Below are 19,368 nucleotides of genomic sequence, written 5' to 3'. Positions count from 1 at the left end.
ATAATCCCCTCGCCCACTTCGGTGGGCTTTTCAAATTGACATTACATCGAGTAATCGATTTAATCCCTCCCATAATCATATTATCAATCACACTTACACTGCCAACTCCGCCTTGATTGGTATAAAATTGTAAGTGAACTTTAAAATGAGCCCTGTAAATACCATGCGCGACAATCCTAATATTATTACTTGTTTGCTGCCAGCCTATAACGAAAGTGATAACCTGCCTCACGTCGTTAAGGATGCCTATAACTACCTAAGAGACTTTTGCAATGAAGTTGAGATCTTGGTGGTTGATGATGGCAGTTCAGACAATACGGTCGAGACTGCTAAAGCGCTTTCTGAGCAATACCCAATCTCTTTGGTGAAACTGTCGCGCAACTTCGGCAAAGAGATTGCCATCAGTGCGGGGCTAGATAATGCACGTGGTGATGTGGTTATCTTAATGGACTCAGATGGACAACACCCACTACCTGTCGTAGGCGAGTTTATCGAACATTGGCGCAATGGCTACGACATGGTGTACGGCGTGCGTAATAACCGTGAAGATGAATCCCTCGCCAAAAAGCTATTCACCAAAATTTATTACGGGATCTTAAAACGTATTTCTGACGTTGATATCCACCCGGATGCAGGCGATTTCCGTCTAATGGGGCGCAATGTCGTCGATGCGTTAAAGTCATTACCCGAGCGCACGCGCATGATGAAAGGTTTGTATGCGTGGGTAGGCTTTAAGACCAAACCCGTCACCTTCCAAGTGGAAGAACGCCTAAGTGGCCAGAGCACGTTTAATTTCCGTGCACTCACCTCGCTTGCAATGACAGGATTAACGTCTTTTAGCAGCATCCCACTTAAGATCTGGATGTTGGTAGGCCTAATTATTTCCGGGTTATCATTTGCCTATGGCATGTTCATCTTATTCAAAACTTTAATCTTTGGTACCGATGTTCCTGGTTGGCCTACACTAACCTTAGCCATCTTCTTCTTGGGCGGTATTCAACTGCTATCCATTGGCATCATGGGTGACTATCTGGCGCGTGTTTTCAACGAAGTTAAAAAGCGCCCGCTATACATCGTCGAAGAGTATAAGCAAAGTAAAGATAAGCGCGATATACCTCAAGATAAGGACGACTAATGAAATCTATCGTCGTTTGTGCTGACGATTATGGTATGTCAGATAAGGTCGATGGGGCGATTCTCGACCTTATTGCTCACCAGAGAATTTCTGCCACTAGCTGCATGACATTGATGCCGAACTGGACATCGAGTGCCAAGGCGTTAACTCCTCTCAAAGACAAGGCTGCGACCGGGCTGCACTTTGATTTAGGTGCTCATGACTCTCTTAAAAACCTGATGCTGAAATCCTGTTTAGGCCGTCATGATCTCAAAGCACTGAGACAAACACTGGATCTGCAACTCGATCGTTTTGAAGATGAGCTAAATTGTCCACCAGACTATCTTGATGGGCACCAACACGTGCATGCGTTTCCTCAAGTTCGCCAAGTCATCGTCGAGCGCATCAGTGAGCGATATTCAGAAAAAAAGCCTTGGGTAAGAAACCCTATCGTACCTTTCACAGGACATGACTCCCTGATAAAGGCGTTAGTCATACGAGCTCTCAACATTGGCTTTGCGAGTTCTTTGGCTGCTGCCAAGCTGCCATCACATTCTAGTTTCGCTGGGTTGTACTCAATAGATGAGTCGGCCGATTTTCCTACGTTAATGGAAGGGTGGATAGAAAATCTAGGAGAGAAAGGCGTCATCATGTGCCATCCCGCTGCAATCGGGTCTACTGATGAACATGGTAGTGCTCGAGTGAAAGAGTACCAATATCTGAGCAGTGAACGCTACGCCATGTTTTTGCGAGACAAAGCAATAAAACTCTCTAAACTCGACTAGTGCATTCATCGTCTAAGAATATCAGACACAAGAAAATGCCCCTGCTGACCAAACAAGGGAGAGCATATGGTAAGCAAGGGCATTAAGATGGGATGACTTAGGCGTTTGCTATATCTTGCTCAGCTTCTGTCTGCAACAGCTCGGTCGCTAAACCTTCTAGCGCTTCAATTAGAATTGGAGTAAGCGCTTGAGCAATCTCGGTTTCTGGTCGAGTATGTGCCCATCCTAGATATACTAAACCACGAATGAATAGGAACCATGGCAGTAATGCAAGCTGTTCCTCTTCTAGGGCGTGAACCTCGGTATAACCCGCTAACAGCTCTTCGGTCATGGTATCGAAACACTCCTCTCCCATGAACCAAAACAAAGTCGTAGCAATATCAAACATGTGGTAGCCAAAGCCTGCGTCATCGAAGTCGATTAAGTGAATCTCACCTTTGCCATCCACCAAAAGGTTTTCTGGAAGGAAATCACAGTGAATAAGACCGTAATGGGTCTTATCTTTTGGCAACTCTTCAAGCAGTGCAATTGCATGTTCACGAGCATCTAGGATCAGATTGCGTTGCGAGTCGGTCAGCAGTGGATGATCCCAACCACGTCCCCAAATTGGCTCCTCACCTAACAGGCCAACACTATCCCAGTGGTCACGAACAAAGCCATTAGGCAGCGTCCAAGCTTCACTTTCACAATGGAGTCTCGCCATCAAGCGGCCTGCATCTCGGTAAATATGTAAGTTTTCTTCATCAATGCCATCTTCAATACTTCCTAGCGGAGTACAGTCAATCCACTCAAGCATGTCTACCTGACGAGGCTCCGGTACACCATCTGCGCTGATGGTTTCAACATAAAGGCCATTTTGACTAGGCTGGACTTTTGGTGTCGCTACGCCTGCAACACGCAGTGCATCCATCCACATCAGTTCTGAACGCAAAGCATCATCGCTATGGTAGCCCGCTCGGTGAACACGGATGGCAAAAGACTGGCCATGGGGTGTTGTCAATTTGTAAACACTATTTTCACGATATTTAACTGGTTTGATCACTGATTCAGGATCAAATCCCCAAACCTTGACTGCATTTTTCGCAACCCCTTGTAGTAACTCTACCTGTCTTTCCGGCGTTTGAGCATAAAAATCCATCTTGTTGTCTCCGTTCACATTATTGGAATAATCACGCAAGTAATTGTTACCAAGTTGTTGCGCTTGGTATTAAAAGTAGACTATATTCGAGTTTCAAACCAGAACTAAATCGGGATTTGGTTAACACTTTTTAAACAAAATGACGTGCAAACATGCAACATTAATCACCAGAAGTTGGTTAAGTCGCTGAAAAATAGCGACTTACTAGTACTAGGGATAGCATATGGACAAGCAACAGGTATTAACAGCATCGCAACAATACTGGAACCCTGCAAAAACAAAAGACTGGCAGCGTTGGGGGATTGATCTGGTCATCGATCGCCGTGAAGGCTATTACATTTATGATATGGATGGTCGTCGATTTATCGACATGCACTTAAATGGGGGCACCTATAATTTAGGCCATCGTCATCCAGAATTGATTACAGCTCTCAACGAAGCAACGGAAAGGTTTGATGCTGGTAACCACCACTTCCCATCCATTCAGCGAGCAAAATTGGCTGAACAAGTGGTTACTGCTTCACCAGGCATGGACTATTGCGTATTTGCAACGAGTGGTAGTGAAGCCATTGATATCGCAATTAAAACCGTTCGCTATGCTACAAAAAGACGCAAGATATTGTCGGTCAATCAGGCCTACCACGGTCACACAGGGTACTCGCTACAAGTAGGTGATGAGGTCAACGCTGAGTTTTTCTTGTGTCAACCGAACCAAGAAGAGTTTGCTCGCGTCCCATTTAACGATCTGGCAGCAATGGAGAAAGCTCTCAGCCAACGTGACATCGCTGCCGTGATATTGGAAACCATTCCTGCCACAAACGGTTTCATCATGCCAAATGATGGATATTTGAAAGAAGTTAAAGCGCTGTGTGAAAAGTACGGGACGCTTTATATCGCCGATGAAGTACAGACTGGTTTAATGCGATCTGGTCAACTTTGGGCGATCAACGCCTACGGTGTTACTCCCGATATCATTGTTTCAGGTAAAGGATTTGGCGGTGGTATCTATCCGATCGCTGCTGCGCTATTGTCGGAAAAATGTGCCAAGTGGCTACATGACAATGGCTTTGGCCACGTTTCTACGTATGGTGGCTCAGAGCTAGGGTGTGCGGTTGCGAGCAAGGTACTTGAAATCACTACCGCTCCAGAAACCCAACAATCAGTCGCTTATAGCTCGATGTACATTCGCAGCAAACTCGATCAATTGCGCAGCCGTTACCCAATATTCAAAGGCATTCGCCAATGTGGGTTAATTTTCGGTCTGGAATTCAATCATCCTGAAGGGGCTATGCATGTCATGCGAGCGCTCTATGAGCGTGGAGTCTGGGCGATCTTCTCTTCATTTGACCCTTCTGTTTTGCAACTAAAACCGGGATTGCTGATAGATAAAGATACTTGCGACGAAATGCTTTACAGCTTGGAGCTCGCACTGGATCACGTCGATGGGGAGCTCAAAAACCACTCTCCTAAAGAATCTCAATTTAACCTAATCAAAGAAGGGGCAAAATAATGGAACAGCGCCCAAACGACAATTTACAAGCGATTATAAGTCTAGCGAACTGGTCAGCTGCAGAGTTTAGCCAATACTCCTCTTCTCAAGTACGCCACATCGCAGAGACTGTCTCCAAAGCTGCGGCAGAGAAATCGGCTTTCTATGCGGAGTGGGCAGTACGAGAAACTGGGTTTGGTAACGTGCCAGACAAAACGCTCAAGAACCAAGTAAATGTTACCGCTCAACTTGAGCAGTTTGATTTCGACAAATACTGTGGTGTTACTGTTGACCACGAAAAGCAGATCCTCAATGTCGCCAAACCTGCAGGTGTTGTGGTTGCACTGATCCCATCTACTAACCCGGTAGCTACGGTTTACTATAAGGTGCTGTCTGCACTGCTGACTCGTAATGCTGTGATCCTTTGTCCGCACCCAGGGGCAAAAGAGTGCTGCGTGCATGCCGCTGATTTTCTTGCCGAGGTTGCCGAAAAAGCCGGAGCACCAAAAGGAGCAATTCAAACTCTGCGTACTCCAAGTGTGGCGAAAGTTGGCCAACTGATGGAGTCTGAAGACATTGACCTCATTTTGGCGACAGGCGGACCTGGCATGGTACGCGCTGCCTACAGCTCAGGTAACCCCGCTCTGGGCGTTGGTCCAGGAAATGTTGCAGCTTACGTTGACCAAAGTGCTAACCTAGACTTAGCGGCGCAAAGCCTAATCACCAGTAAATCCTTTGATAACAGTCTACTTTGTACTTGCGAATCGGTTGTCATTGCTCACGAAAGCATTGGTGATGCATTAGCAATGAAAATGCACCAAATTGGGGGCTATCACGTTGCAGGTGCTGAACTTGATAAGTTACGCAACTACTTATACCCGCAAGGCAAGCTCAATCCAAAAGCAATAGGCAAAGACGCTCAGTTTATCGCACGAGAAGCAGGATTTAGTGTCCCGCCAAGTGTAAAAGTTCTTGGCGTTGAGATCTTCCGTATTGCCGCCGACGAACCATTTAGCAAAGAAAAAATGTTCCCTGTACTGGCAATGATCAAGGTGTCTAACTTTGACCAAGCGCTACTTACTGCCAACGCCATGCTGAGATTGCAAGGTCGCGGGCACTCTGCCGTGATTCATGCCAATGACGAACAGATGATAAGCCGTTGGGGTATTGAACTACCCGTTTGTCGCATCACGGTCAATGGGCCTGGGGTCTTTGGCGCTAGTGGCTTTGCAACCAATTTGACGCCAAGTCCTGTCATTGGTACTGGCTTTTTCGGCCGAAGCTCAATCTCGGATAACGTCGGTGGAAAAGACCTGGTTCAATGGACAAAAGTGGCATGGAACCGTGAGCTAACCGCAGACACACGCAATCTAGAACAACAAGCTAAAGCCATCGTATCGCAAACACTCAACCATGAACTGATGGCAACCGGTGCGACCGGATTAGGTCCTTCGGGTCAAGCCGTGCATCAGAAGGTTCCTACCCAGTTTGCCTCCCCTCAACGCTCGGACAATGATCTGCAATCTCTGATCAAGCAGTTGGTCCAAGAGGAACTTAAGAGCATTTTGGAGGCGAAACGATGAGTGAATTAGTCTCACTATCGCTCATTGAGCGCTTAACACCAGGGACAGCAATGCTACTTGCACAAAGTGGTGGGTTAAAGCCTTCAGCTGCAGACAATAGTTTGCTGAGTTTGGAAGTGCGCCCTGCCCCTATGGCTGACGTATTACTCGACAAAATATCTAAACACTGTGATGTCAATCTCGTCCATAAGCAAATGGATGGTCGCACTGGCTGGCTGATCTTATCAGCCAAGAATAGTAGCCAACTTTCTGCGGCAGCAGATTTGGTCCAGTCTGAGCTTGGGGCTCCAACCCAAGAAATCCAAGTTTCTGACTCACCGCTGGTTTCAGCACTTAGTCAAGAGCACGCCACGCAACTTAACCGTCAATGGAAACGTGTCATGGTCACTCGAGGTGATGCCCTGTTGACTATTGATTGTCGTCCTGCAGTGTATGCCTTGAAAATTGCTGTGGAAGCAGAAAACCAACTGATGTGCCAAGCCGCTCAAGTGAAGTTTTTAGGCTCCTCAGGGCGAGTGGTACTGACTGGTCAAGCAAGTTCATTGCAGTCATGGTCAAGCCCGTTATAGGAGAGCCTATGGATAACATCAATATCAACATCGATGAACTTAGAGCCCTGATCCGTCAAGCAATTCAAGAAGCGCTTGAAGGCTACAAAGGAAGCTTTGGCGGTGTGCAAACACATCAAGGTCGTCCACTGACGGAAAAACGCCTTCAAGAATATGTGACGAACAATGTCTCCGTCATTCAACTTGCTAAAGGCACCGTCGTGACACCAATGGCACGAGCGAAAGCTCGCAAATTGGGGATTCGTTTAACGCAGGAGGAAGCATGATAGCAGGAACTGTTACTGGGAAAGTTTGGGTGAGCCGAAAGTTAAGCCAGTTGCCTGCGGGCGCTTTGGTCACCATTACGCCTAATCATGACAAAAAACAAAAAATTATTGCACTTGACCCACTTGGTTGTGGTGAGGGAGAGCAAGTGCTAATCGTTACCGGCAGTGCTGCCGCTGACTACTTTTCACAACCGGACACGCTTGTCGATGCACTTGTTGTGGCATCAATTGATCAAAATTAAAGGAGAAACACCATGTCTGAAGCAATCGGTATGATCGAAACTAAAGGGTACGTAACAGCACTAGCAGCAGCAGATGCTATGGTTAAAGCCGCTAATGTCACGCTAGTTAGCCGTGAACAAGTTGGAGATGGCCTTGTGGCTGTGGTTGTAAAAGGTGATGTCGGTGCGATTAATGCAGCCATCGAAGCCGCTGCAGAAGTTGCGGGCTCAATCGGCACAGTCGTGGCAACACATGTGATCCCGCGCCCACATAATGATGTAACAGCATTTTTCAACAACGGAAAATAGTGGTATAAAACTGGTGTGGGACAGGTAGTCCCACATCAAAATAAAAAGGAGTTTATATGTCAGAGGCTAAAGCTGAAGCTTACCCAACCGTATCACTATGTCACATCGAAAGTTTGTCTGATCACAGCTCGAATTTTCTCTCTTCACGCAGTCGTGAAAGAAACTTTTTGCCAAAGCAAGGCGCTAAATGGTGGCAGATAAAATTCCCGTCACCGATTGTCCTTGAGCAATTTATCTCCGACCTTTACCTGAACGGTTTCTATGACGAAATAGAAATCCAAGGTTTAACGGTTGAAATTCAAACCAGTACTGAGTACACCGTGAGCTTAATCAAGTCACTTGCAGGTAATGAGCAGGACTTATCGATTGAAAATCTAAACTCAGATGTTATTACTATCCAAAATGACGCCCACGCCCTACTGTGTAACAGCAAAAATAGTGGCGCTTTGGTTTATAACGGCGAAGAGATCAGCCATTTTGAATTTAATGCAAAACCAAGTGCTTGGCTTGTACTCGAAGAACTAAGTCAAAGCATTAGCATTCATGACATCGTGCATTTTGACCCTGCCGGGCACCTTGTGATCCGTGGTGGAGAAGACCGACGCATCGAGGTTCTTGAATCACTGCACGACTTTTGCAAATAAGCTAGAGTTCACACCTCTTTACTGCCATTATAGGAGAGCAGTCGACACCGCTAAGGGGAAGATTGCTCCAATTAGTAACACGGTGCCATAGAAGAGCGCCGGCTGAGTGGCAAATTATCAAACTCAGCGTAAATAAGCAGATAGAAAGGAAGCTCATGCAACATAGAGGCGTTAAACGCAGGGAACTACTTCACCAAGCGGTAAAAACACTCCTTAGCCAACAAGACATCAGCGAAGTGACCTTTGCTGATATTGCCGCTGAAGCCGAAATTCCAAAAAGCTCGGCCTACCACTTTTACTCTAACCTTGATGACCTTTATGCCGAGGTGGCCAGTAACTATGGCGCGCAATTGCTGCAAATTCTCAGCGAGCGACCATCAGAAGATGACGTTGTCATTTGGCCCGACATTGTTGATATATTGGTTGACCGTGCTATAGCGTTTTATGACCAAGAAAAAGCCGCAAGACAGTTGTTCATCTCTGGCAAAACGTCAGCCATCATTAAACAAAAAGACCGCAGTAACGATCAGCTCATCGCTATCGCTACGTTCGAGATCTTAGACAGTTTCTTTGAACTACCAAGCATCGACCAGCAATCGGATATTTTCTACATCTGGGTAGAAATCGTCGATACCGTGTTTACTATTTCGCAGATGAAATACGGCATGATCACCACCAGCATGGCTAACGAAGCCAAGCGAGCAGCTAAAGCCTATCTTGGATGCTACTTCCCTGAAGATATTCGTCGTAAGTAGATGCTTACGATGAACCGATAGTGTATGCCTACGCTACATTTTCGTCGCAACAGAGATAACGCAACTTAGCAGTCTTTCTTGCTTTTCATACAAAACAGCCCAGCAAAATTGCTGGGCTGTTTAATTTAACTAAGTAACCTTATTCGGATATCGTCGTTCTCATATCGAGTTGGTAACGTTTATCAGAAGAACTGTTTTCTATGTAAAGCTCACCATCGATTAAGGTCATGTAGTTATTACTATAAGTGCTACCCAGCACATCATTATTTGATAGCGTATTATCTATCGTAACGGTGCCATCTTTATAGCTCACAAGTCCCCTATCAGTTAACAAGTACTTTTCATCGACAGCCTTGTTATCCAACACTTTCAGGAAGGTGTTATTTTTAACGTCTTTACTATAGAACCTGTAGTATGCATTCGGGGCCAAAACATCTTTTACCGTAGAGTTTCCGCTAGCATCAACTGTCATCAGGCGGAACTGGTCTTTGGCATTCACTTCTACTGCATCCCAAATTGCGGTAATCTCACCTTCTGCCGAATCAAACACAATACTGTCTGATCCATCCCAACGCTCAGCATTGGAAGCTAGCACAGGCCAGAAGTATGGAGTGCTCTGAACGTTTGTCCACAGTACACCACCTTCTGAAGTACTGCATGAAGCGGAAACGTCGCTTAACCCGTTAACCATACCGTTTCGAACAATGAAATTAATACTACCACTAGTACAATTAGTAGAGCTAACTTCCGTTGGCATTTCTGGGGTAAGGACATAATCTACTCGCTTAGTTTCTCTATTTAAAAATAGATAACTATATTTTTGGCCTGTGCTATAGGAGCTCCTACCACGTATTATGTAATGGGAGTTTTGAGCGTTATTTGAGAGTCCTGTATATTCCGTTAGGTCTAACGCACCATCAGTAGCCTCATAATTATACAATAACTTCCAGTTAATATTCCCTTGAATTTCTTCTAGCTTCTCAATAGCCAAAGTATGACCGTACCCACTTGAATAATAACTAAGGTCCAATTTCTCAATTGAGCTTGATTCGCTATTGTAATACAGGTACTCGCCATTACTTGTGGCAATTCTTTCTCCATCAACAATGAGCTCTACGTCCAAAGTAGACAAATCTAACTGATAAGTTCGGTAATAGTTTACCGTATTACTCGTAGCAAAATAGAACTTAGTCGAACCGGATAGGGTCAGGTTATTTATTGCAATATAATTTTCACTAGTTAGCAGAAGCTTTGGCTCTCCAAACTCTGAGCCATTAAGCTGTATTGCATATATTTCCCAGTTCTTACTTTCATTGGTTCGCTGATAGATATAAGTTTGTTTTCCTTGGTAAGTACCAATGTCTTTCAAAGTTGCATCTGATAGCAACTCAGGAGCATTGGCCCCCAGCGGAGCTTCTTTCCATTGCGTGATAGCACTATTTCTATTGATGGTGATGCGAGGTGCTAGCCATGTATAACCATAATAGCTTTCCGCATTAGCTTGGAAATAAGAAGTGCCAATCACTTCCACCATATCAGATATCAATTTATATTTTGATGCTGAAGACCAGCCTGTATAGATATTATAATCATCTAACGTATTATCCCCTTGCCAAGTCGCTACGTACTCATCACCAATTTTTTTGAACACACTGTTGTAGAAACTAGTTTTAGCGTTAGAAAATATGCTAATCCCAGTATTTTTCTCAGTCCCATCGGAATACTGCACATGAATAGTTTGTGGTATAGAATCTCCCACCGTAAGCTCCAATGTACCCGCAACAAACGTTGGGGTCGTACTTACCGCAACGGGTGGTGTCAGCACTATCGTTCTTGAGATCTTTTTACCTTTGTAAGTGAAAGTAATCTCAGCAGTACCTTGGTCCAATGCGGTTATCTTGCCATTTTCAATCTTGATAAGCTCGGAGTCTGAGCTCCATGTACCAATATCTGATACTAAATGACGTTTACCGTCTGCATCTACGTAATAGATTTCAACAAACTTACTCAGACCATGAGCTATTTCGGTCGAATCCGTGTCAAATGTCAGTACGTCCCGAGGCTCAGTGACTGTGATCTCTTGGGTAATCTCGAAATCTTCAAAAGATGCCGTAAGTGTTGCCTTACCGAGATTGACACCACGTACCATCGCACCTTCAACTACAGAAAATACGTCTGGGTTGCTCGATGTAAACTCGACTTGTTCAGTTACATCCACGATACCTTGAACTGCATAGTCGGCTTGAACTAAGAGATCGATATCTTGACCAACTCCAACAGATGAAGGTGTTTGATGCCACGAAATACCACGTAAAACTTCAACGACTGGTGGCTGAGTTTCCACTTTAACCGTGAACGTAGTTTCACTTACTTTATTCACGTCATCTTTCGCTTTAACGGTAAAACGATAGTTTGCTTCCAAAGCAGGTGTGAACTTAAGTGTTAAATCATTGCCATTGACATCGAGCTGTGCGCCCTCAATATCTGAAACTGCACTGTACGTCACACCTGAACCATTATCACTAAACAGTCCATCTAAGTTCAGTGCGATACTGACCTCTTTCTCTACGTACCAAGTGCCAGATGTAATTTCACTTTGTAGCTTATTGCGAACGGCATAATCAAGAACAGGAGCAGGGTCTTCGACCTCATTGATAACAACGCCATACGGGTAAGAGCGCTCTCCATGTGGGTCAGTAGCATAAAGCTGAAGCGCTAGTGTCGTCGTGCCTTGCAATGTACCGCTGACCACACCATTGCTATGAGTTAACCCATACTCTGTTAACGCAGTTCCATCTAATGTTGAAACACTAAAGGCCAGACTATCACCATCAGAATCAGTGAACAGTTGAGTAAAATCAATTTTCAGTGGCTGACCTTCAATCACTTCGACTTCACTAGGCGTGGTCCCTTTATTGGTTGCAGCAGGTCGGTGGTTGGTCTTAACGACAACTTCACCATTATCACCTTTTTCTATTATCGGTTTTACGTCAGCGACTTCACCTTTTTCGATCGCTAACGCTAATTGGTCTGCAACTTTACCTGCAACGTCAATATATTCATGGGCTTCAAATTTTTGGTTTGCTTGTAGATCTACTAAAGATTCTGCGATGGCGTTAATTGCAATTTTTACATTAGCGTCTTGGGCATTTTCAAGGTAGTTGCCAAATATTATATTGCTGTCAGAGGTGATTTTTGACAGCAAAGCGATAACTTTAGCCTGAGCAGCTTCTCGCTCCTCTTTATTAATACGCATGTCAGTAGCAACAAGATCTGTATAAGGTGTAATGTAGCTAGAACTTGCTGGAGATATTAAAGTATAAGATTTATTTACTAATCCACGAACACTATCAACTGTCACCCCTGCAATAGCATGAGCACACAACTGTTGAGCAGCCTGACCCACAGTGACTTTAGCCTGCCCTTGTGTATTTGTTGTTGCTATATATTCTTGAGTATCTAAGCACTCGCCATTAACCGCAACAGATATCTTGGCTTGAGATAGGTACCCATCAATTACAGTGATTGTTTTAGTGGTCGAAGGCGTAACACCTCCACTATCATCACCACCACCGCCGCCGCAGCCGCTTAATAATGCTGTAGAGATACAACTAGCCAGTATTAACGTTTTTTTCACTTCACCCTCCAGTGGCAACATTATTATTACAAAAAGGCATCACTACAATGCCATATACATAACTTAAAAATGGTAACAACATCGCCTGAGATATGGGACTAATTGATGTTCATCAGAAAGGTCATTTGCTATATATATATTATGTTTCGCAATGAAATGAAAAATGAGTAATAATTATCAGAAATGAGAATAAATAAAATTCCAACTAATAGTCACACAGAAATAAATACAAATTAAAAAAAGACCGCATTAATAAATGCGGTCTTTTTTAATAAACTAGGAAGGTAGCAACTATGTTAACTATTATTAAGAATGGCTCTAACCACTTCCAAATCTTCAGGTGTATCGACCCCCGCTGGCGGTGCAATTTCGGCAACAGCGACGTGGATCTTTTCCCCGTACCAAAGTACTCGTAGCTGTTCCAAGCACTCGATTTTCTCTAGTGCACTCGGCTGCCAGTTAACGTACGTGTTGATAAACCCTGCACGATAAGCATAAATACCGATATGGCGTTGCAGTGGAGAAGCTATCTTTTTAACTTGGGTAGCAAAGTTATCTCTATCCCAAGGGATGGTAGCTCGACTGAAGTAAAGCGCATAACCATTTTCATCCGTCACAACTTTCACAGCGTTAGGGTTGAAGACCTCAGACTCATCTTCAATTTCAACCGAGAGTGTCGCCATAGGCGCAGTCGACTTAGCTAGGTTATTAGCCACCTGAGAAATCACTTGGGGTGGTATCAGTGGCTCATCACCTTGAACATTCACCACGATATGATCTTCCGGGATAGCCATTTTCTCAACTACTTCTGCCAAACGTTCCGTGCCCGACTCGTGATCGGCTGAAGTCATACAAACCGATGCACCAAACCCTTTAGCAACCGCTTCTACTCGCTCATCATCGGTAGCAATAATCACCTGCTGAGCACCAGCTTGTAGCGCCTGTTGATAAACCCATTCAATCATTGGTTTACCCGCAATATCTGCAAGAGGCTTACCTGGCAAACGAGTCGATTGGTAACGAGCAGGAATAATGACCGTAAACGCCATAATTACTTACCTTCTTCTAAACCAATCGTGCGAGCTTCCGGCTCTAGCAAGACTGGGATGCCTTCCTTAATTGGATAGGCAAGACGGTCGACCTTGCAGATCAACTCTTGATTGTCTTTATCGTATTTCAGTTTACCTTTGCAGACTGGGCACGCCACAATCTCAAGTAGACGATGATCCATACTCTTCCTTAACTTTAATTATTTTTTGAATGATTTGCTGAGCTTGATCTTCAAGCTGTGCCGACACTGGCAGATACCACCAGCTTGGCTGTGCCTCAAATTGACACTTTACGGCATCTTTTTCTGTCATGATCACCTGCTCTTGTTGTTTTACCAAGGCTTCAATCTGATCACGACCAAAATATTTATGGTCTTCTACTGGCTGGGTCACACTAAGCTCAGCCCCAAGGCTAGTTAGGGTATTAAAAAAGCGCTGCGGATAACCAATGGCCGCAAAGGCGACCAAGCTACCGAGTTGGTCGACAGGCTTTTTCTCCCCTGAAACCAAATTAACTGCGAGTGTTGGCTCGAGCTGCATCGCAATTTCGTTCAGTTTTGCTTTGCCGCCGTTAACGATTTGAAAATCCACTTCATTCAATCGTTCAACGCTTTCTCGCAGCGGACCAAGCGGGATCAACTCTTGATTTCCAAAGCGACGCTCACCATCGATAACGACGATTTCGATATCACGTTGCAACGCATAGTGCTGCAAGCCATCATCCGTGATCACCACATCGACATTGTGTTGGAGCAGCGTTTTGACTGCGTTGCTGCGCACAGGGTCCACAACCACTGGTGCTTGGGTACGTTGGTGAATAAGTAATGGCTCATCACCACATTCTTCTGCTTTAGATTGATTCCCCACTACATAAGGGTAGTGAGGCGCTTTCGCACCATAGCCACGAGATACCACTCCCGCTTTTATGCCATGTTTAGCCAGTGTTTCCACCAACCAAATGACCACAGGCGTTTTACCGTTACCACCCGCAGTGATATTCCCCACTACAATCACGGGCAGCGGCGCACGATAGCTCGCCTTCTCACCCGACTGAAACTGATACCGGCGCTTTCGGCTAATTAACCCAAATAACAGACTCAACGGTTTTAACACTGGCCACAGCAGTTTGCCAAGCCAGTGCTGATTAAACCAAATGGCTTCAACCATCAAGATTACTCACTAAACTGAATACGATGAAGCTGAGAGTACGCACCTTGCTGTGCAAGCAGCTCACTATGAGTACCACGCTCTACCACTTCACCGTTGTCAATCACGAGGATTTGATCCGAGTTTTCTATGGTTGAAAGACGGTGAGCAATGACGAGCACAGTCTTATTCTTTTGCAGTTCATCAAGCGCCGCTTGAATTGCACGCTCTGACTCTGTATCGAGCGCAGAGGTTGCTTCATCGAGAATAAGCACTGGCGCATCACGTAGCAGTGCACGTGCGATCGCTAGTCGTTGACGCTGACCACCAGAAAGATTGACCCCGTTTTCACCAATGATCGTTTCGTAGCCATTATCCAGCTCTATGATGAAATCGTCGGCAAATGCAAGTTTTGCCGCTTGCTCGATCTGTTCTTGGCTATATTTGCCGTCAGAGGCGTAAGCGATGTTGTTCGCTACAGTATCATTAAATAGATGCACATTTTGCGAAACCAAACCAAAGTGGGTGCGCAGATTGGAGAGTTCGTAGTCTCGAATATCGTAGCCATCAAGCGTGATCTGCCCATCATCGAGATCATAGAATCGTGTGAATAGGTTAGCGATAGTACTCTTACCTGAACCTGAACGGCCTACCAGTGCCACGGTTTTACCTGCCGGAAGCTCAAAGCTCACTTTACGCAATGCCGCAGATTCGCGAGTTGGGTAAGTAAAGGTAATATTGTTTACTTTGATATCCCCTTCGACTTTTTGCTTGGCAAATTTACCATTGTCTTGCTCGGTCGGCATATCCATCAAACCGAACAGGGTTTGACACGCCGCCATGCCACGTTGGAAGTCAGAGGTAACGGCTGTTAGGCCTCGAAGTGGGCGCAGCATGCTCAGCATGGCTGAGAATACCACGGTAAACGTACCCGCAGTCAGCTCTTCACGAATCGAGTCAACGCTAGCGAGGTACAATACTGTCACAAGTGCAAGTGAGCCAATCATCTGAATCACAGGGCTTGCTAACTGCTGAGCAACGACCATTTTCATGCTCTGTTGGCGCATGGTGTTACTCACATTATCAAAACGCTCTTTCTCAACGTTTTGACCCCCATAGCTCAGTACCACTTTATGGCCATTAAGCATTTGCTCTGAAGAAGTAGTCAGGTTACCCATTTCCGTTTGCATCGCTTTAGAGATCTTGCGGAAACGACGGGAAACATAGCTGATTGCAATCGCAACGATAGGACCAACGACTAATAGCACCAAAGAAAGCTGCCAACTACTCCAAACCATCAAACCAATAAGACCGATGATACTCGCTGTTTCGCGCACAATATTAACTAAAGCTTTGCTGGTAGCACCCGCAACTTGCTCAGTATCATAGGTGATGCGAGACAACAAACTGCCCGTCGATTCTCGGTCAAAGAACTCCACTGGCATTTTCATAAAGTGGTTAAAAATGTTTCTACGCAGTGACATCACGACGTGATTCGATACCCAACTCATCAGGTAGGCAGATACAAAGCCACTGGTACCTCGAATTAACATCAGCGCCAAAATGATAAATGGCATTTGACGCAAAAAGTCTGAATCCGCCTGACCAAAACCTTCATCGAGAAGAGGCTTTAGCAGTGAAAGCATATAAGTGTCACTTAATGCGTTAATAATTAGAGCGACAACGGCGACGGCTAGACCGGCTTTATAAAGTGAAATGTATGGCCACAAGCGCTTGAAGGTGGCAAATGTCGATTGATCGGTAGAATGTGACATGGCTTGTTATCGTTGGAAAAATTCGCCCCATTTTATACCTAAATCAAGGCAGGAAGCGAGTATGAGAAGGAAATTTGGTACTTTCGAGGCGAAGTGCATCACGGTACCAACGCTTACGTAAATCCCCTCTGGCAGTAAAAAGCTCTAATTGGTTGTTTTTCATCCGCAATTGAATTTGTCCACACTGCCCGGTATCTAACCAGAACGCTCCGACATCTCTGTAGCGATCCACTACGACTTGGCTTGGCATACCCCAATGATTTCTATACCCCACAGAGGCAATTGCGAGGCTCGGATTAACAGCTTCTACCCAAGGCCGGGTCGAAGAGGTTTGACTGCCATGGTGTGGCACGATCACCACGTCCGCAGGCGTCACCAACCCTTGATTGAGCAACAGTAGTTCGCTGATTGCATCGATATCCCCTGCTAAAAGAATCTTGACCCCTTCAAAATTTACTTGCAAAACGCATGAGTGGGGGTTGTAGGCTCGCTTGACCTGTTTAGGCGGCCAAATAGCCTCAAAATCGAGCCCATTCCAATGCCATCGTTCACCTTGTTGACAGGGTAGATAGCCGTATTGACTCGCCCGAATCCATAGCGGTTCAAGTTGATCTTTTGCATCTTGCAGTCCACCTGCATGGTCGCTATCAAAGTGACTAACGATCAGCCCATCGATACGATAAACCCCGTCATGAGCCAGATTAGGTACCACCGTCGAGTTAATGTAGCTCCCTAGCGGCCATGCAGAGCCGGTATCGTAGAGCACTGCTCGCCCATCTTTTATCAAGGAGATCGAAAGCCCATGACCCACATCATAAATATTAAGCTGAGGTTCATGCTTCAAAGGCGATGGTAATTGGGAAACTAAAGTCAGTATGAACACAACCATAGCAATCATGGGTACACGCCAAAATAGACAAAATGCGGTGACAAACACCCCCATCGCTAGCATTGCCCACCCCCGTGATAATGGCAACCAACCCATGCCCTGCTCTGGAAGAAGAAACAATACCGGATATAAAGCCCAATCTGAAAACTGCCATAAAACAGGAGCAACCATAGGGGCGATAAAGCTCGTGATAAGTGCGAGCACCACCAAAGGCATCACGATGAGGGAGACCCAAGGTACAGCGAATAAATTGGCTAATATTCCAAGGTAACTCACCCCGCCATAAACTAGGGTACTTATGGGCAGCAGAGCGACAAAAAGTGATAGTTGCACATATATAAGCGCCTTGATTGCCCCCAACCTTGGCTTAAATTTGAATTCAGCGGCAATAAAAATTGCTGCAACGGCGCAAAATGATAGCCAAAAACTGGTACTTAGCGCCGAAAATGGGGCCAGAGTCAATATGATGCACAGGGTAACTAATAACACCTTCATAGGTGAAAACTTGAGACCTGCAAAACGCAAGATGACAAATACCATACACATCACTAACGCCCGAACGCTCGGCAAAGAAAAACCTGCAAGCCAGCTGTAAGCAAAGGCAAAAACCAGACCGATTACAAAGCCACTCCACGGGGAGACGATGGGCAGAACGCTCGCAATATAGCGCCCGACTATCCAACCAATGCCAAAGGCAAGACCAATATGTAACCCAGAAATAGCTAACAAATGGATAAGCCCACTGTTGCGTAACCCCTGCCAATCCTCGTTACTGATTTGACTGCGATCTGCAAACGTTAGCGCCAAAAGGTAGGGACTGAATCTATACTTCTCTACAAGCTGTGATATCTGCGTGTGAGCCATAGAGCGAAATGAAGGGGTTGCATCAATTTGTTGGGCAGATTTAGCATTGGCCGTAGCATGCCAACCGTTTATTAGGTAATGCGCCTCTTTATCAAAGCCTGTTTGATTTAGCCGAGCTCTTACTACCTGCACATGCACGTCAACTTGCCAAATTTCTCCTAATTTAGGTAATGGTTCACTTTTCAACCAGTTAAGCCTGAGCTTTGGTTTGAGCCACCAAGGGATCGGTCGGCTGTTGATTGAATTTACAGAGAAAGTCACTTGCTGTGAAAAATTTAGTGACTTAAAAAAGCTGTCAATTTGCCCTGATATGGTAATATCCTGACCGTCGTCAAATAAGCGTGCTACGGTTTGCTGATATAAAGCCCCATGTACACTTACGATCAGCAAGGCGAGACTCGCCGCTCGAGCAAGCCTAAGTCGTACGATAACAAACGTAACCCCAAAAACTAACATTAGTGGGGCTATCCAAAGTATAGTAGGCATCATCGGCCAAAAACTGGCCGATATTGTTATCAACGAGTAGCTGACTAAATCCCAGTTTGTAACACGAGTTTTCATTCGTTATGCCAAGAAAGTTTATACAAAAATACATGCCAAACCCTGAGCTAATTAGAAAGCAGAAGGCGTTGAAGATTTTTGGGAATGTTTTGTATAACCCCAACCTGTGGTGTTTAAATCGCCGCTCTGCTGCGGGTGCTTTTGCGGTGGGACTATTTATGGCATTCGTACCACTTCCAAGCCAAATGATCATGGCAGCAGGCACGGCTATCATGTGCGGTGTTAACCTGCCACTTTCAGTCGCACTTGTTTGGATCAGTAACCCTGTCACTATGCCAGTGATGTTCTACTTTGCTTATAAAGTCGGGGCACTAGTACTTGCCACACCGACTCAGCAATTCCATTTTGAGCTTTCTTGGGATTTTATCATTGCGCAAATGTCGACCATCGGTCCTCCTTTTTTACTTGGTTGTGCTATTTGCGGCATTACCTCAGCCATGCTTGGCTACTTTGGTATTCGTGGACTTTGGCGATACTCCGTCGTTCGCAGTTGGCAAAAACGAAGTTTTCGTATCGGACGTAGAAAGTAACAGGGAAACGGCGTAGAGAGTCCACTTAAGTATCTATTTTTGAG

General features: G+C 45.2%; 18 protein-coding genes. 11 read left to right on the top strand and 7 right to left on the bottom strand.

Features of this window, described 5'->3' with window-relative positions:
* The first annotated feature begins 145 nt into the window (after positions 1-145).
* Both J4N39_RS05250 and J4N39_RS05245 read left to right on the top strand, forming a co-directional pair.
* Positions 146-1,135 (top strand): glycosyltransferase family 2 protein, encoded by a 990-nt coding sequence (locus J4N39_RS05250; protein ID WP_252022735.1) that lies wholly within the window; start codon positions 146-148, stop codon positions 1,133-1,135.
* Complete coding sequence (locus tag J4N39_RS05245; protein ID WP_252022733.1) at positions 1,135-1,899, top strand: ChbG/HpnK family deacetylase; 765 nt, start codon at positions 1,135-1,137, stop codon at positions 1,897-1,899. Before J4N39_RS05250 ends, J4N39_RS05245 begins: the two co-directional genes overlap by 1 nt.
* A gap of 97 nt (positions 1,900-1,996) precedes the next feature.
* On the opposite strand, the gene J4N39_RS05240 is transcribed toward J4N39_RS05245, so the two are convergent.
* Positions 1,997-3,037 (bottom strand): phosphotransferase enzyme family protein, encoded by a 1,041-nt coding sequence (locus J4N39_RS05240; RefSeq protein ID WP_252022730.1) that lies wholly within the window; start codon positions 3,035-3,037, stop codon positions 1,997-1,999.
* A gap of 223 nt (positions 3,038-3,260) precedes the next feature.
* Between J4N39_RS05240 and J4N39_RS05235 the strand changes: the two genes are divergently transcribed.
* The 8 genes from J4N39_RS05235 to J4N39_RS05200 all read left to right on the top strand — a co-directional run bounded on the left by J4N39_RS05235 (position 3,261) and on the right by J4N39_RS05200 (position 8,873).
* On the top strand, positions 3,261-4,547 hold the full coding sequence (locus J4N39_RS05235) for a class-III pyridoxal-phosphate-dependent aminotransferase (RefSeq protein ID WP_252022728.1): 1,287 nt from the start codon (positions 3,261-3,263) through the stop codon (positions 4,545-4,547).
* Positions 4,547-6,109, top strand: coding sequence for an aldehyde dehydrogenase family protein (locus J4N39_RS05230; protein ID WP_252022726.1), 1,563 nt, complete (start codon positions 4,547-4,549; stop codon positions 6,107-6,109). The genes J4N39_RS05235 and J4N39_RS05230 overlap by 1 nt, the downstream gene beginning before the upstream one ends.
* Complete coding sequence (locus J4N39_RS05225; RefSeq protein ID WP_252022723.1) at positions 6,106-6,678, top strand: hypothetical protein; 573 nt, start codon at positions 6,106-6,108, stop codon at positions 6,676-6,678. Before J4N39_RS05230 ends, J4N39_RS05225 begins: the two co-directional genes overlap by 4 nt.
* Positions 6,679-6,686: 8 nt before the next feature.
* Entirely contained in the window at positions 6,687-6,944 is a 258-nt protein-coding gene (locus tag J4N39_RS05220) for a hypothetical protein (RefSeq protein WP_252022721.1), read from the top strand.
* Positions 6,941-7,186: a EutN/CcmL family microcompartment protein gene (locus J4N39_RS05215; RefSeq protein ID WP_252022718.1), complete on the top strand. Its 246-nt coding sequence runs from the start codon at positions 6,941-6,943 to the stop codon at positions 7,184-7,186. Before J4N39_RS05220 ends, J4N39_RS05215 begins: the two co-directional genes overlap by 4 nt.
* Before the next feature lie 12 nt (positions 7,187-7,198).
* Positions 7,199-7,474: a BMC domain-containing protein gene (locus J4N39_RS05210; RefSeq protein WP_252022716.1), complete on the top strand. Its 276-nt coding sequence runs from the start codon at positions 7,199-7,201 to the stop codon at positions 7,472-7,474.
* Between the two features lie 56 nt (positions 7,475-7,530).
* Entirely contained in the window at positions 7,531-8,118 is a 588-nt protein-coding gene (locus J4N39_RS05205; RefSeq protein WP_252022714.1) for a hypothetical protein, read from the top strand.
* A gap of 155 nt (positions 8,119-8,273) precedes the next feature.
* Entirely contained in the window at positions 8,274-8,873 is a 600-nt protein-coding gene (locus tag J4N39_RS05200) for a TetR/AcrR family transcriptional regulator (RefSeq protein ID WP_252022711.1), read from the top strand.
* A gap of 139 nt (positions 8,874-9,012) precedes the next feature.
* Here J4N39_RS05200 and J4N39_RS05195 read toward each other — a convergent pair whose 3' ends face one another.
* From J4N39_RS05195 to J4N39_RS05170, 6 genes are all read right to left on the bottom strand, one after another.
* Entirely contained in the window at positions 9,013-12,510 is a 3,498-nt protein-coding gene (locus J4N39_RS05195) for a DUF5050 domain-containing protein (RefSeq protein ID WP_252022708.1), read from the bottom strand.
* Positions 12,511-12,806: 296 nt separating this feature from the next.
* Entirely contained in the window at positions 12,807-13,559 is a 753-nt protein-coding gene (kdsB, locus tag J4N39_RS05190) for a 3-deoxy-manno-octulosonate cytidylyltransferase (RefSeq protein WP_252022693.1), read from the bottom strand.
* Positions 13,560-13,561: 2 nt separating this feature from the next.
* Entirely contained in the window at positions 13,562-13,741 is a 180-nt protein-coding gene (locus J4N39_RS05185; RefSeq protein ID WP_252022691.1) for a Trm112 family protein, read from the bottom strand.
* Positions 13,722-14,726: a tetraacyldisaccharide 4'-kinase gene (lpxK, locus tag J4N39_RS05180; protein ID WP_252022689.1), complete on the bottom strand. Its 1,005-nt coding sequence runs from the start codon at positions 14,724-14,726 to the stop codon at positions 13,722-13,724. Before lpxK ends, J4N39_RS05185 begins: the two co-directional genes overlap by 20 nt.
* Before the next feature lie 5 nt (positions 14,727-14,731).
* A complete protein-coding gene (gene msbA, locus J4N39_RS05175) occupies positions 14,732-16,480 on the bottom strand; it encodes a lipid A ABC transporter ATP-binding protein/permease MsbA (protein WP_252022687.1) in 1,749 nt (582 codons plus the stop codon).
* 43 nt (positions 16,481-16,523) lie between these two features.
* A complete protein-coding gene (locus J4N39_RS05170) occupies positions 16,524-18,719 on the bottom strand; it encodes a DNA internalization-related competence protein ComEC/Rec2 (protein ID WP_286036834.1) in 2,196 nt (731 codons plus the stop codon).
* An 80-nt stretch (positions 18,720-18,799) separates the two neighbouring features.
* Here J4N39_RS05170 and J4N39_RS05165 point away from each other — a divergent pair, with 80 nt between their 5' ends.
* A complete protein-coding gene (locus J4N39_RS05165) occupies positions 18,800-19,324 on the top strand; it encodes a DUF2062 domain-containing protein (protein WP_252022683.1) in 525 nt (174 codons plus the stop codon).
* The last annotated feature ends 44 nt before the right edge of the window (positions 19,325-19,368 follow it).

Origin of the sequence: Vibrio sp. SCSIO 43136 (genome assembly GCF_023716565.1) — a bacterium.
Classification (GTDB): Bacteria; Pseudomonadota; Gammaproteobacteria; order Enterobacterales; family Vibrionaceae; genus Vibrio.
This window is presented reverse-complemented; position numbering and strand designations above follow the sequence as displayed.

Excerpts from the sequence above, each read along its gene's own strand:
- lpxK (WP_252022689.1), bottom strand. The coding sequence starts at position 14,726 with ATGGTTGAAGCCATTTGGTTTAATCAGCACTGGCTTGGCAAACTGCTG.
- J4N39_RS05225 (WP_252022723.1), top strand. The coding sequence starts at position 6,106 with ATGAGTGAATTAGTCTCACTATCGCTCATTGAGCGCTTAACACCAGGG.
- kdsB (WP_252022693.1), bottom strand. The coding sequence starts at position 13,559 with ATGGCGTTTACGGTCATTATTCCTGCTCGTTACCAATCGACTCGTTTG.
- J4N39_RS05235 (WP_252022728.1), top strand. The coding sequence starts at position 3,261 with ATGGACAAGCAACAGGTATTAACAGCATCGCAACAATACTGGAACCCT.
- J4N39_RS05165 (WP_252022683.1), top strand. The coding sequence starts at position 18,800 with ATGCCAAGAAAGTTTATACAAAAATACATGCCAAACCCTGAGCTAATT.
- J4N39_RS05250 (WP_252022735.1), top strand. The coding sequence starts at position 146 with ATGAGCCCTGTAAATACCATGCGCGACAATCCTAATATTATTACTTGT.
- J4N39_RS05245 (WP_252022733.1), top strand. The coding sequence starts at position 1,135 with ATGAAATCTATCGTCGTTTGTGCTGACGATTATGGTATGTCAGATAAG.
- J4N39_RS05205 (WP_252022714.1), top strand. The coding sequence starts at position 7,531 with ATGTCAGAGGCTAAAGCTGAAGCTTACCCAACCGTATCACTATGTCAC.
- J4N39_RS05210 (WP_252022716.1), top strand. The coding sequence starts at position 7,199 with ATGTCTGAAGCAATCGGTATGATCGAAACTAAAGGGTACGTAACAGCA.
- J4N39_RS05240 (WP_252022730.1), bottom strand. The coding sequence starts at position 3,037 with ATGGATTTTTATGCTCAAACGCCGGAAAGACAGGTAGAGTTACTACAA.
- J4N39_RS05185 (WP_252022691.1), bottom strand. The coding sequence starts at position 13,741 with ATGGATCATCGTCTACTTGAGATTGTGGCGTGCCCAGTCTGCAAAGGT.
- J4N39_RS05220 (WP_252022721.1), top strand. The coding sequence starts at position 6,687 with ATGGATAACATCAATATCAACATCGATGAACTTAGAGCCCTGATCCGT.
- J4N39_RS05215 (WP_252022718.1), top strand. The coding sequence starts at position 6,941 with ATGATAGCAGGAACTGTTACTGGGAAAGTTTGGGTGAGCCGAAAGTTA.
- J4N39_RS05200 (WP_252022711.1), top strand. The coding sequence starts at position 8,274 with ATGCAACATAGAGGCGTTAAACGCAGGGAACTACTTCACCAAGCGGTA.
- J4N39_RS05170 (WP_286036834.1), bottom strand. The coding sequence starts at position 18,719 with ATGCCTACTATACTTTGGATAGCCCCACTAATGTTAGTTTTTGGGGTT.
- J4N39_RS05230 (WP_252022726.1), top strand. The coding sequence starts at position 4,547 with ATGGAACAGCGCCCAAACGACAATTTACAAGCGATTATAAGTCTAGCG.
- msbA (WP_252022687.1), bottom strand. The coding sequence starts at position 16,480 with ATGTCACATTCTACCGATCAATCGACATTTGCCACCTTCAAGCGCTTG.